At 44.7% G+C, this 14,451-nt stretch carries 6 protein-coding genes; 5 read left to right on the top strand and 1 reads right to left on the bottom strand.

Going from position 1 to position 14,451, the window contains the following annotated elements; genetic code table 11:
- Positions 1-43 precede the first annotated feature (43 nt).
- Positions 44-2,086 (top strand): hypothetical protein, encoded by a 2,043-nt coding sequence (locus ACHUET_RS04100; RefSeq protein ID WP_394210892.1) that lies wholly within the window; start codon positions 44-46, stop codon positions 2,084-2,086.
- 55 nt (positions 2,087-2,141) lie between these two features.
- Entirely contained in the window at positions 2,142-3,725 is a 1,584-nt protein-coding gene (locus ACHUET_RS04095; RefSeq protein WP_394210890.1) for a hypothetical protein, read from the top strand.
- A gap of 189 nt (positions 3,726-3,914) precedes the next feature.
- Here ACHUET_RS04095 and ACHUET_RS04090 read toward each other — a convergent pair whose 3' ends face one another.
- Entirely contained in the window at positions 3,915-4,430 is a 516-nt protein-coding gene (locus ACHUET_RS04090; protein WP_371531426.1) for a Spy/CpxP family protein refolding chaperone, read from the bottom strand.
- 275 nt (positions 4,431-4,705) lie between these two features.
- Here ACHUET_RS04090 and ACHUET_RS04085 point away from each other — a divergent pair, with 275 nt between their 5' ends.
- The 3 genes from ACHUET_RS04085 to ACHUET_RS04075 all read left to right on the top strand — a co-directional run bounded on the left by ACHUET_RS04085 (position 4,706) and on the right by ACHUET_RS04075 (position 14,438).
- The gene (locus ACHUET_RS04085) at positions 4,706-5,392 is read left to right on the top strand and encodes a response regulator transcription factor (protein ID WP_201603076.1); all 687 of its coding nucleotides are present in this window, start codon (positions 4,706-4,708) and stop codon (positions 5,390-5,392) included.
- A gap of 14 nt (positions 5,393-5,406) precedes the next feature.
- Positions 5,407-6,990: a sensor histidine kinase gene (locus ACHUET_RS04080; protein WP_394210888.1), complete on the top strand. Its 1,584-nt coding sequence runs from the start codon at positions 5,407-5,409 to the stop codon at positions 6,988-6,990.
- Between the two features lie 452 nt (positions 6,991-7,442).
- Entirely contained in the window at positions 7,443-14,438 is a 6,996-nt protein-coding gene (locus ACHUET_RS04075) for a YadA-like family protein (RefSeq protein WP_394210886.1), read from the top strand.
- Positions 14,439-14,451: the final 13 nt, after the last annotated feature.

Raw genomic sequence — 14,451 nt, 5'->3', positions numbered from 1 at the left:
TGTACATCCGTTAACGACTGGCTATTTATACAAAGAGATTCTTATGTCATCAAACCATGTTAATAACCGTAATCGACAGTGCCACTCTGAGATGGCGAGTAATTATTTGCCTATCATTAACAATAAAAATAATAATGGTCATGTATCTCAAATAAGCAAATTAACCTCTATTGCTTTGTTAGTTGGTAGTGCGTCGCTTGTGCTTACAGGTTGTCAATCAAATCCGACTGCCTCAGCGGATGTGGCAGCCTCCAGTACCCTTATGGATTTTAGCACTGCAAACCCTGCTCAGAGCCAACGTCAGGGTCGCGCTTTTACTGCTAGTCAAGATGCCCAAGCTGAGCGTTACGCACAACTGTTTGATCAAGAAAAATATCCCAACACTGAGCACCAAGCCAAGGCGCATTTATTGGCAGCGATTCGCCAGCATTTGGCAACAGAGCATGTGGCCGTCGCGCAAGCCAATTACCAAGCAGTACCATTTATCGATGCCGATAGTATTGATGCAGGCTCAAGTAGCTTACTTAGAACGATTATAGAGACCTATGCGTATCAGCCTGAGGGAATGTACGATAGTAGCGATGATGAACCATACAATGATGACCACAATTATGATGGGGCAGAAGACGCTTTAGAGTCCGATTATCCTAGCGACTATGCTGACGAAGAACAAAAAGCTGAGCAAGAGGAAAAAGCGATTGCGGCCATACTGGCTGAAGCAGGTGAAAATGAGCAAGCAAGTGCTAATGAAGAGCACGACTACGATGCAGAAGACTATGATAGCGACGATTATTCCAGTGATGACTATTCTACTGATGAATATGCCATTGACGAATATGATGAGTACGGCGGTGAAACTGGAGGTATGCTCTCCGGCATGTCGGGGTTAAGCCCGAAGACAATGGCTGCAAAATATGAAGCCATGCAAATGGCAAAGCAGCAAGCCAAGACAGAGCCGACCAATAGTGAGGAGCTATCAATGTCTTCTACTGGCTTGATTGGTAACATACTGACGATGTTTAGCCGCACTCCTGAGCAAATCGCTGCATCCAACGCCTATCAATATCAGCATTTGACGTTCAATAGTGTCAGTCAGTACAACCCAAAAAAGCGGCAATTACAAAGCGTCTATAGCTACGACTATGCCACGCCAACGATCAGCTCATCCATACAGATACCAGTGGCATTTGATTTTAACAACAGCAGTGTCACGCTCGACCCATCGGCAATCATGCCAATCGTTGCGCTCGTCAATCCTGAGAACACCCCATTACCCTCGCAGATGGCCTCACATACGGTCAGCTTTGGTTTGCCCGAAAGTATCACGGCGCAGTTGCCACCAGCAGTGCTTTATGATGCGGTGCTCAATGCCATACAGAGCAGCATGGCAGAATTGGCACCTGAGCATTTTAGCGCCGTAGATATCAGTGGTGATGCGTTTGCTAAAGAAGTTGGTGCGACTCGAGCAGTAAAAGTTTATTTTGGCAGTCAGCAAAGTGGTGAAATGATTGGTAAGACTCTGAAATATGTGACGAAATCGTTGCAAGAGTATGTGGATGCCAACCCAGATAAATATCCTGATGGAGCCATGCTAAAAGCCGCGCTTGCCAAAGTTCAGCTATACAACAAAGGCTATCAAAGTGCAGATGTGGGTTCGTTATTACAGCTTATCGAAGCCATTGGCCCTATCTCTTTTAATCAGATTAATTACTATTATTTAGATAACTCAGATCGCCTGCTTGCTAAGCAGCAGCGCGTCAATATCGGTGGTGATTTACTAGGCTCTACGACGACCATGCTCAACCAAGTACGTTATGATAAATCTAGCTTTAAAAGACATGCCCTAACGCCATTGCTGGCAGAATCGTTTGGGTCAAATGCGGTAGCGCCTATCGATGGTAATGCATGGATAGCAGCACAGCGCCAAAAAAAAGACAGACTACAAACGGCACGCTATGCGCGCTACGATTATGAGGATGGCAGCTTAGAGACTGATTATAGTAGTGACGAATATGACAATCGTTATGGTGCAGAATCAATCGATGAGAGCCGTATTGGCGATGCTAAAGATGATAATGAAAAATAGAGACGACGTCGCATTATCTGATCGCATTTACGCATATGTCTATTAAGGATAAAAAATGAAAACAGCACATCAAACGCTTACACTACGTCTGTCATCTATGATGAAAAATTACTTATTATTGACCAGTACATTACTGTCAGGAGCATTACTTTTAACGGGTTGTCAATCTGCCAATTTGAACCAGTCAAATGCATTGACCGTTAAGCAATCACCTAGCACCGCTAAAAAGACATTAGCGACTGCATTACAAAAACAGCGCCGCCAATCGTTCAGCTACCATAGTAATATCGAGATCAGTAACCATCAGCAGCGTACGGCGACATCTGGCACGCAAATAGTGGCATCAGATTATGTGGATACACATTGCGAAGAGGCGCATGACCAAGCCTATGCGGCATTGATCATGCAGGCAGAAAAACAAAACGAAGATATTTCAGCTGTGGATTACGATGACAAGCGTGATGCTCTCAAACAGACTTATTTTGAGTGCGTCGATGCTTACCATGCATGGGATGATCATCAGTATGATAGTGATGTTAAGGTTGCGCCAGATTATCAGGCACTATTTGACAACTATGAAGACAAACCAAAGCCGCTAGATATCAAAAAAGCGCAACTGCTAGATGAGTACTTGCTAAAACCGTTGTCTATCAATGCTCAAGGCATCTATCAGCCCATGGCAGGCAAGGCGACGATGCTCGCCAGCGCTCAGTATCAAGCGCGCAATCATCATAGCAGTATCAATCAGCCTGTCTACATCGACATGAAAAATGGTGATATCTACCTATGGGCAGATAACTTTGCGATGTTCAATTCTGAGCTATTAGACGATAAGCTCGGTACAAAATGGCAAAACAAATGGCTAAAAATAGCGATTGATGATGGAACGCTCCCTAAAGAATTCGGTAGTGAGGTGATAAAAAGCCATTTTGCTGCGTTGGATCTGACTTATGAGGCGGCGCCTGTTAGCCAGTTTAACTATGTCGCGCCTAATACGCTTGCATCGCTGTCTCCCAAGTTGCCTGCGCATCAGCTATCAGCAATGCTCTCAACTGACCAAGTGATTCGCCGAGTACAAAGTTTTGATAGCTATCAAGACGATTATCAAAATTATCTGCAAATCTTCTATAAGCGCATTAGCCAAAAATATCCAGAGCTGGTAAAAGAAGCCGAGCCTATGACAGCCTTTGAGACGATTCAAAGCTCAAAGGAGTTCACTAGTAAAGCGATGGTACAAACAATACTAGCTATGATAAATGCTCAAATAAATGATAAAGACAAGACAGAATCTGAAGTCGATGCAAACGCCACAGTAGAAGAGCTATATGGATTTGACAAACGTGGTCAGCTCAAATGGCAGCATCTGCACCGCCAATTAGATAACACTGGCAAAACTGCGTCAGATAAAAGTATGACAATAGATGTCTTGCAGCAGTATTCTGCTATTAATAGCAAAGACAAGGCATTTCCGAATCTGCCAAGTAATGTTCGATCACCGAACGCCAGTAATAGTATTGATATGCGAGAATACGGCCCTGAGCTGTTGCAATATTATCGCGATGGTAATGGAACAGCAGTGGGTAAAATGATCTTTACTATATTGCCAATGGCGAAAGCTCGCTTTGATGCGATTGAGTAGTTAATAGTTGGGTAATTAACAGCTAGACTCACTGAATTTTGAGTAGAACGATTTTATATTAAAAAAGCGCACCGTTCATACGATGCGCTTTTTCTATGCAAATCACTATTTTTCTATGCAAGTCACTAAAATCTCATAAGTGGTTATGGGCACCGCTCAGATGGCTAGTGACAGGCGGCTAACAACAAGTTACATACCTTGATGATGTGGTTTGCCATGGCCTTTACGATCTTTTGAGTGCTTACGACCTTTTTCTTGTCTTTCTGATTTGAGCTGTTCCATTTTTGCACGCTGCTCAGCGGTCAACACCTGAGAGATGGCATGCTGCGTTTGGACGCGCTCAATAAAGCGCTGTTTTGCTTTTGCCGCTTGCTGATCGGCCAAACGATTTACCGCCGCATTGTTCAATGTACTTGCATTGGTCAGTGCTTGTATTTGTTGTTCCATTTGTGCGCGTTCTGCTTGGTTTTTTGCACGGTCAGCAGTACGATCGCCATGTTTTTCCTGCATGATGGCTTTGATTTGCGCTTGCTGCGTCGCTGTTAGATCCAGTTTTGACATTGGGCCTCTCATGGCGCCGTCTTTATGGTTCTTTTGCATTTGATTCATTGGCGCGGTGTCAGAGGCTGCATTGACACTAGAACATGCTGTCACAGTAAATACGCTAGAAGCTGCTAATACTGAGCCCAATAATAATTTTTTCATGATGACATCCTTTAATTACAGTGAGTTTGGTTAAGTAAACACTAAAGTCTTATCTTGCAAGCATCGCGTTTTAAGCGCTATTAATCGTTGTGATTAGTCGTCTTAAAAGTGCAGGTCTTGCGGTTGATAGAAGCTATCTTACGGCAGTTAAAGGTTACGAACATTTATGAAGTATTAAGAAAGGTAACGTTTATAGCGAATTGACACGCGCTTGCCTGATAATATGGGCAAGTAAACGAATGAAAGCCAGTTAAAATCATGGAAAGGAGGTGAGTGTGCCAAATATATTGATAGGCGATGATGATGAAGAGTTGACTCAGTTACTACAAGAGTATTTGCACAACCATGGTATTCATTGCGACTGTGTCCATGATGGTGCAGCGGTTATACAACGATTAAAAGCGGTGGCGCATGATGATTCTGCTTATGATTTGCTCGTCCTCGATATCATGATGCCAAAAATAGATGGGCTAAGTGTGCTGCGGCAACTGCCAAATATCAGTGATATCCCTGTGATTATGCTGACGGCAAAGGGTGAGGAGATTGATCGTATTATTGGTTTGGAGCTGGGCGCTGACGATTATATCACCAAGCCCTGTAACCCCCGCGAGCTACTAGCGCGTATCAATGCCGTGATTAAGCGTACCAACACGACCACGTCTGAGCATACGCCGCTACCAGAGAGTCGCTTGCATCTTGATCAAAACCAGCGTGTTTGTGAAATAGATGGTGTAGCACTACAAGTGACGGGAACAGAGTTTGACTTACTCGTGGCGCTGCTCAAGCAAAAAGGGGAAGTGGTCAGCAAAGCATGGCTGTCAGAGAATGTCTTGCAGCGCGAGTTGCAGCCTTTTGATCGTAGCCTTGATGTGCACGTGTCTCGCCTGCGCAAAAAACTTCAGCCTTTTCATGACGAACCAATAAAAGCGGTACGTGGTAAAGGCTATCAACTGGTGCTCTAATCATGAAATCGTCGATGCAAAATTCCAGTAGTTCCATCAAAGCACCGAAATTCAAAGTGCGAATTACGCTGTTTTGGCGTTTATTCCTAAGTCTATTACTGACGATACTAATTACCTCACTGTTATCCATTATGGTGGAGCGCTGGCTGGCTGAAAAAGAGCTAACGGCTCGTATGGACATACAAATTGAGAGTCTATTAATTCAGCGTCAAGAGATGGTCGATGCGCTGCGAGTGGGTGATTTGATAGCTGTCAGGCAGATGTATCGTCAAGATCGACGCCTCATGAGTCAAATTAGAGTCTACGATGAGCAGGGCGCTATTATATTTCCGCGTTATCGGGACAGAGACGAGCGCACGCAAGGGCGTGGGCAGAGCGGGCAGCAGTCGATGGAACGTGCTATGCAGCAACCACCTAGAGCTTACGATAACAATAAACCAAGCAACCTGAATGATGATATACCCACAAAACAGCCTTCTGTTTTGCACGAAATCCTAAAACCAATAATGTCGAGCAGTGCTGCGATAGCGGACATCGATACTCGTCCTGAGCTGGCAGATATCTCGGTTGAACTGCCTGATGGACAATCAGTCATCATACAGTTGCGCCCGCATCTACGTTTTGCAGATGTGGTAGAGCTACAGCATGGTAATTTTCCCATACGTTTACTATTGATTATAGCCTTTAGTGTGTTGGTTTGTGTCTGGCTTAGCCGTACGTTGACTCAGCGTATTGGACGTGTGCAGAGTACCGTGCACCGTATGATTGATGGGGATTATCAAGCCAATCCAGCGCTGTCAAAGATGGGTGATGATGAGCTGGGATTACTGGCTAAAGACGTGGCTCATTTGTCAACGAGACTGGCTGATAGTGAGCTGGCGCGTAAGCAGATGCTCAGTGATATCTCGCATGAGTTGCGCTCACCGCTCGCGCGTCTCGATGTTGCAACTGAGCTGACTCGTGATTTTGCACCCAACGCTCATCGTTATTTAGACCGTATTGACAAAGAGTCTGCGCGGATGAATGAGTTAATTGAGCAAATTATTCATATTCAGTCCCTACAAATGCAGCAATATACGATTGATAATTTGGAGAGTGAAGCTGTCGATTTGTCCGAGATTATCAGTGATATCGGGCAGGATGTGTGTTTTGAGTTTCAGCATAAAGAGGTCAGATGGCAGTGGCAACCACCTGAATATTCATTTTCTAATGATTTAAAAAGCGCTTGGACAGTACAAGGCAATCAAGAGCAGCTGCACAGTGCCCTTGAGAATGTCGTTCGCAACGCTTTTATGCATACGGCAGCGGGCTCAACAGTCAGCGCTGAGATGAAAGCGGTGCAGATAGATAATAAGATGCCTGCGATTCAGATTACCATCACGGATGAGGGCGGCGGCGTCGCTGACGATGACTTAGAGCGCATCTTTCAGCCATTTGTCCGTCTCGACACGGCTCGTCATCGTGACACGGGCGGTTATGGGTTGGGGCTGGCCATTGTTCATGCTGTAGTCATGGCACACAAAGGACATATCAATGCCTACAATCGACAGGACGGTATACAGGGGTTGATAGTGCAAATAGTACTACCGATTAAATAATAAAATTTATCATAAGGAAAAAGCTTAACGTAGCAGTAGATATTTTTCATGGATTGATGCCTCATATTTTATGAACATTAAGACGGTAATATTAAAAGAAATTTTAAAATAAAACTCGTAAATCGGGACGGGAAATATTTATAAGCACATATATCCATTTATCATCATAAATATATTTGTTTATATGAATATAATGGACGAACGGTATAATATGCCGGATGAACGGTATTGTTACTCTCTATATATTCGGTAATACTAATATATAGAGAGAGTGATACAGAACTTACAAAACAAAACGTCTTATTTCTCAAACATTAATATCAGCAATATTTAAACAAGGTTTTATCGTAACAAGCTCATAACTCGTTTTATTTCGTCATATCGACTCTCTTGCAAGATGGATTTTACCTCTGATTTTTTAAATCTGACAAATCTGTAAGGGAGTACACATCATGAACCGCATCTACAAAGTCATCTGGAATGAAGCCTTAAATTGTTTTACCGCAGTCGGTGAATATGCAAAAGGGCGTGGCAAATCTTCCAAATCTAGTGTTAGCTCTAACGCTACTATCAATACCACATCCAATATATCTGTTATCAAGACATTACGCTTAAGTGCCATGGGCCTTGGGCTATTGGCGGCTGGTTTTGGTATGCAAGCAAATGCAGTTGGTACTTACTTCGCTGGAGATGATCCAGCACCTAAGATTTATACCAATCCGTTGTATCATCAAACTTTGACAGTTCAAGGTGGCGAGACAGTCATTGGCGACTCAAATACTAAGAATATAAGCGTCACGGCTGATCAATGGGATAAATCACTGACGATAAAGCTCGATAAAACTGTTGATTTAGGCGCTGATGGTAGTCTTAAAACAGGTGATACTTTGGTTGATAATTCAGGTATTACGATTACAGCAAGCAATCCGATTAATAACGTCGTACTGGGCAACACTGGTTTAAATAATGGCGGCAATCAAATTACAAACGTCGCAAGTGGTGTGGGTAATGACTCCAATGCAGCAAACATCGGTGATCTGAACAATGCAGTCGCCGCTAACAAAACCAAGTACTATAGTGTCAACTCAACAGCTGTTGGCAATGCCAATAACGATGGCGCAACCGGACCCAATGCTATGGCGATGGGCGGTAATGCTAGTGCTACTGGCGGGCAAGCCATTGCAATTGGTAGTGGTGAAAGTGGACAGAATACTGCTGCACTAGGTGAGCAGTCCATTGCAATTGGTGCTAATGTGGTGTCAAGAGGCGGCTCATCTATTGCCATTGGTGGCGATGATCTAAATGCGGCATCTGAAGCAAACCTTGATGGCACAGCTAACATTGGCAAAAATACAGGTACCGTTAATACAGTGTTTAAATCTTATACTGGTCGAGATCTTGTTGAGCCAGCGTATTATGCGAGAAATACTGAAGCTGCAGGTGCCGCTTCCATAGCCATTGGGGCAAAAGCGCTGTCTGAAGGCGCATTATCTACCGCAATTGGTGTGCAGTCCTCTTCATCTGGTGTTGCGTCTTCTGCCTTTGGTATAGGTGCATCAGCGAGCAAAGATGGTTCTGTGGCTCTGGGTGCAGGAGCATTTGGTAATATTGAGGATGGTGTAGCTTTAGGCTCCAAGTCGCTCGCTAACCGTGCTGCTACTGGTGCACAGGGACAAGTATTTGTTCCAACCTCAGCGAATGGATTAATGATTGAATCTACTAGGAGTGTAACGCTCGGTGCTGTATCGGTTGGTACAGGAGAGGATGGTGGAAACCGTCAGATCGTAAATGTTGCAGCAGGTAGTCAAGATAGTGATGCAGTGAACGTATCTCAGCTAAAAGCGTTAGATACTGTCGTTGCTGGTATTGATTTCCCTATCCGCTCTAGCAATACACAGCCATACACTACGTCAGTAACAGGCACTGATGCGCTTGCCGTTGGCTCTAATGCCAATGCAAACGGTAGTAACTCAACCGTGGTTGGGGAGAATGCATTTGGGAACTCAAATGCGACCGTCATTGGTGAAGGCGCACGATCTTCATACAATGGTTTTGCAGGTGGTCAAGATGCAAAAGCCGGGGTTAATTCAGTTGCGATAGGGCAGCGAGCCACAAACGGTAGCGCAAGTCGTGCGGTTGCGATAGGCTATCAAGCAAAAGCGACTGCCAATGACACCATTGCAATTGGTCTTGATGCCCAAGCTAAAGCGCAAGGCGGTGTGGCACTCGGTAAAGGTGCTAGTGCCAATGCTATAAACAGCGTGGCCTTAGGTCAAAACTCTGTTGGTGCAGTACAAAGCGGTGCCTCATTCTTAACCAACGTTGCTGCTGATGCCAATAATGGCACAGTCTCGGTAGGAGCTGTTGGAAGCGAACGTCGTATCGTTAACGTTGCAGGTGGTTCAGCAGATACTGATGCAGTAAACGTATCTCAGCTAAAAGTGGTCACAGAAACAGCTAATAGAGGCTGGGATATCAGTGCACAAGGTGACAGTGCTACCGCAAGTACGGTAGAACCTGGCGACTCAGTTGACTTCAATAGTAAAAACAGCAACATTACTGTCTCCAAAACAGCAAACAGTAATGATGTCTCATTTGAACTCAACAACGATCTTGATCTAGGAAATAACGGTAGCGTCACCACAGGTAATATCTTTGGTGGTACTCAGGTTAATCGCTTGGGCATAATCACAGGTGGTCTAGGATTAGGTGGTGTTACTACAGTTAGTGGTGCTGGTGTGACGGTAACGGGTACAAACCCATTATCTAATGCGACGTTGACTAGTGACGGTCTAAGTATGATCAATGGTCCGAGCATTACTAAGTCCAATGGTATCAATGCTGGTAATAAAAAAGTGGTGAACGTCGCAAATGGTGTCTCAGCAAAAGATGCCGTCAATGTCAGTCAGCTTAATAGCACATCTGCCGCTGCTAGAACCAAAGTAGTCAAAGGCACCAATGTCGCCAGCGTGGACTTTTCAACTGACAGTATTACAGGGCAAGATGTTTATACCGTTAATGCTAATGGTTCTAAAACCTCAGCAGGTTCTACAGCTATAGACGTAAGTGCTACGACGGATGCCAGTAATTTGACTGATTACACAGTTGACTTAAGCCAAGGCACTAAAGACAGTCTAATCAAAGCAGATAATTCAGTGCAGTATGATAACTTAGCCAAAACCAGTGTGACACTAGGTAACATAGGTTCAACTACCCCCGTTACACTGACTAACGTCGCTGCAGGCGAAATAAGCGAAGATAGCTCCGATGCAGTGAATGGAAGCCAGTTATTTGAAACCAATGCTAAAGTCGATAAAGGCTTCGCTCTGAAAGCTGCTGATGGTGATACCGTACAAAAGTCATTGGGTCAAGCAGTAGAAGTCGTCGGCTCTAATGACAATATCGACACAAGAGTGAGAAATGGCAAAATCGAAGTCAAGCTTAATAACGACCTCGATCTAGGTAGTAATGGTAGCGTCAGCACAGGTAATATCCTTGGCGGAACTCAGGTTAATCGCTTTGGCATGGTCACAGGTGGTCTAGCAATGGGTGGTGTAACGACGGTTAGCGGGGTTGGTGTGACGGTAACGGGTACAAACCCATTATCTAATGCAACATTGACCAGTGATGGTCTAAGCATGATCAATGGTCCAAGTATTACTAAATCTAATGGTATCAATGCTGGTAATAAGAAGATTGTTAACGTCGCAGATGGTGTCTCAGCAAAAGATGCCGTCAATGTCAGTCAGCTTAATAGCACATCTGCCGCTGCTAAAACAGAAGTTGCCGCAGGTACTAACGTGGCTGATGTTGCGAAGTCTACAGGTAGTAACGGTCAAGACGTCTATACAGTCAATGCAAATGGCGTCACAGCTTCAGCAGGCTCTTCTGCCGTCACAGTCACAGCTAATGAAAAAGACGAGTTGACCAACATAACTGACTATGCCGTTGACTTAAGTGCCGACAGCAAAGCCAGCCTAGTAAAAGCTGATAGCGCTATGCAGACGGTCATCACTCAAATTGATGGTGAAGACGTCAAGACACTGACCAAAGATAACAACACTGCTAACTTCCTTAGTGGTAAGAACATTGTTCTCAGCGATGAGAATGGTGATATTAAAGTAGCGACAGTAGAAGATGTCACCTTTACTAGTGTGACCACAGGAGACACCTTACTCAGTACAGGTGGTGTGAGCTTCTTAGGTGGCAGCACCGTCAGACTCAGCAGCATGGGTCTTAATAACGGCGGCAATCGAATCACTGAGGTGGCTGATGGTAGTGAACTAGATGACGCTGTCAATGTCAGACAGCTAAATGGTGTGATAGAAACTGCTAACAAAGGCTGGGATATCAGTGCACAAGGTAACAGCACTACCGCAAGTAATGTAGGACCAGGTGAAGCCGTTGACTTCAATAGTAAAAACAGCAACATTAGGGTGTCTAAAACAGCAAACAGCAATGACGTCTCATTCGAGCTTAACAACAACCTAGATCTAGGCGATAACGGTAGCGTAGAAATGGGCTCAAGTTCTCCTTTTGGACTAGGTAGCACAACGACACTTGATCGTTCTGGTCTAACAACAGGTAACTCATACTTTAGTACGACTGTAGATGGCTTAGGTGTCAGAACAGGTAATGGGTTGATTAACACAACCGTTAGCAGTGTAGGTGTAGCAGTCTCAAGCCCTCTCTCTACGACCCTTCTATCTGGTAATGGACTCAATATTATCGGCGGCCCAAGCGTGACCAAATCGGGTGGTATCAATGCTGGTAATAAAAAAATTATTAATGTTGACGATGGCGTACAGGCTAAAGACGCCGTTAATGTTAGTCAGCTTAATAGTGCATCTGCCGCTGCCAAAACAGAAGTTGCCGCAGGTACTAACGTGGCTGGTGTTGTGAAATCTACAGGTCAGAACGGTCAAGACGTCTACACCGTCAATGCCGATGGCGTTACTGCTTCAGCAGGCTCTTCCGCCGTGACTATCACAGCGGGTGCCAAAGACGCGACCAACATAACCGACTACCAAGTGGACTTAAGCGAGTCTAGCAAAAACAGCTTGGTAAACGCTGACAATGCGCTACAGACGGTGGTCACTCAGATAGACGGCAATGAGGTTAAAACACTGAATAAAACGAACAACACCGCTAACTTCCTCACAGGAGACAACATCGTTCTTAGTGCTGAAGATGGTGGTATTAAAGTTTCGACAGCAGAAGATGTCACCTTTACTAGTGTTACCACAGGGGATACCTTGTTGAACACAGGTGGTGTCAGCTTCCTTGGCGGTAGCACGGTTAGACTGAGCAGCATGGGTCTTGATAATGGCGGCAACAGAATCACTGAGGTTGCTGATGGTGAAGACGATACAGATGCCGTTAATGTCAGACAATTGAATGCAACCAACAGTACAGTCGACTTGGGATTGGACTTTACCGGAGACGATACCGCAGTTGTCGTCAATCGTAAGTTAGGTCAAACCTTAACGATCCAAGGAGGCGCGACAGAGCTGACTGAGAATAACATCGGAGTGGTCGCTGATGAAGAAGGCAGTCTAAACGTTAAATTGGCTGAAGATGTAATACTTGGTAAAAATGGTAGCGTGAGAATGGAAAGCACGGTGCTTAACAATGCAGGTGTCACCATCACTGATGGTCCTAATCAGACCATTACCTTAAGCAACGAAGGTCTTGATAATGGTAACAACAGAATTATCAAGGTTGGTGAAGGTATTGCGCCAACTGATGCTGTCAATTTTGCACAGCTCACAACGACCAATAACGAAATTGCCAAAGGTATCAAAATTGGTGATGGCAATAGCGACAACGACCAGCAGTTTGCGCTAGGCGATACGATCAATATTACTGGTGATAATAATCTGACTACCACAGCTTCTGCAACGGGTGTCCAAGTTAAGCTCAACAATCAGTTAGATTTGGGCGACGAAGGTCGTATGCAAATAGGCAATAGCATCATGAATAGCACAGGTTTTACCTTTGTTGATAATGGCATGGGTAGAACCGTCAGACTAAGCAGCACTGGCCTCGATAACGGCGGCAACACTATCCGCAATGTTGGCAGAGGCGAGCTAAATTCTGATGCTGTAAACGTCGGGCAACTAAGAGAAGTGACCATTGCCTTGGATCGAGGTTGGGATATCACTGCTCAAGGTGATATTGCTACTCAGGTAAGACAAGGAGATGCAATTGATCTTAATAGCAGAGACGGCAATATCAAAGTATCTAGAACCTTAGTCAATAATGGGGCTGCTCTTGATGCTAATACACGCCTAGCTGCTGTACCTGCTGGCGCTAATGATATTAGCTTTGATCTAAATCCAGATATCAGCGTCGTTAGCGTCACAGCTGGCGATACGACTATCAATGATAATGGACTCACGATTGCAGGTGGTCCTAGTATCACAAAAAGTGGTATTGATGCCGCTGATAACAAGGTTACCAATGTCCAAAACGGCGAAGTGACTGCAGAAAGCCAAGATGCTATCAACGGTAGTCAGCTCTATGCACAAGGCACTGGTATCAGTAGCATCATCGGTGGCAACACGGTCTATAATCCTGACGATGGTTCTTTTACCAACAGTAATATTGGTGGAACTGGTCAAAGTAATATCGATGGTGCGATTGCTTCTATTAGACAAGGCACGATAGAAATCAATGAAAACGTACAGGTCAATACAACCAATATCACCAACAACACAACTGATATTGCGGTCAACACCTCAAACATTGCTACTAATACTAGCAATATCATGACCAATACCACCAATATCACGACCAACACTACCAACATCAAGACCAACACGGATAGGCTCGATGCCGGCCTCAACTTTGGTGCTGATAGTGGCGCTACCATCAACAAGCCAGTTGGAGATGAAAGTGTCCTAAGCTTCACAGGTGGTAATAACATCACCACCACCGCAGAGGGTAGTAGTATCAAGTTTGATTTGAATGGTAATATCAGCGTTGATAGTGTGACGGCTGGCAATACGGTTATCAATAGTAGTGGCATCACCATGCAAGATGGCCCAAGTATGACCGCTCAAGGTTTATATGCAGGCAATCAGCGTATGACTGGTGTTGCCGATGGTGTCGAGGCAACAGATGCTGTCAACTACAGTCAGCTTAGTGCACTTGATAGTCGACTCAATAACAATATGAGCGATCTTGGCTACAAAATCGACGAAGTAGAAGATGATGCAAACGCAGGTATCTCAGCTGCGATGGCAATGTCAGCAATGCCTCAGGCTTATATCGCAGGTAAGTCATTGATCGGTGGCGGTGTTGGTACCTATAATGGAGAGAGCGCAGTAGCAATTGGTTTCTCTAAGTTATCTAATGACGGTCGCTGGGTTATCAAAGTAAATGGTACGGCAGATACTCAAGGTAACGTAGGCGGCGCAGTTGGTGCAGGCTTCCATTTTGATTAACAAAGCCTTTCAA

This window comes from Psychrobacter piscatorii, assembly GCF_043641605.1.
GTDB lineage: Bacteria > Pseudomonadota > Gammaproteobacteria > Pseudomonadales > Moraxellaceae > Psychrobacter > Psychrobacter piscatorii_C.
Note: the sequence above shows the minus strand (reverse complement) of the source record. Positions and strands in the feature narration are given on the sequence as shown.

Bases quoted from the DNA above. Each gene is read 5' to 3' on its own strand.
- ACHUET_RS04100 (WP_394210892.1), top strand. From the start codon at position 44: ATGTCATCAAACCATGTTAATAACCGTAATCGACAGTGCCACTCTGAG.
- ACHUET_RS04095 (WP_394210890.1), top strand. From the start codon at position 2,142: ATGAAAACAGCACATCAAACGCTTACACTACGTCTGTCATCTATGATG.
- ACHUET_RS04090 (WP_371531426.1), bottom strand. From the start codon at position 4,430: ATGAAAAAATTATTATTGGGCTCAGTATTAGCAGCTTCTAGCGTATTT.
- ACHUET_RS04080 (WP_394210888.1), top strand. From the start codon at position 5,407: ATGCAAAATTCCAGTAGTTCCATCAAAGCACCGAAATTCAAAGTGCGA.
- ACHUET_RS04075 (WP_394210886.1), top strand. From the start codon at position 7,443: ATGAACCGCATCTACAAAGTCATCTGGAATGAAGCCTTAAATTGTTTT.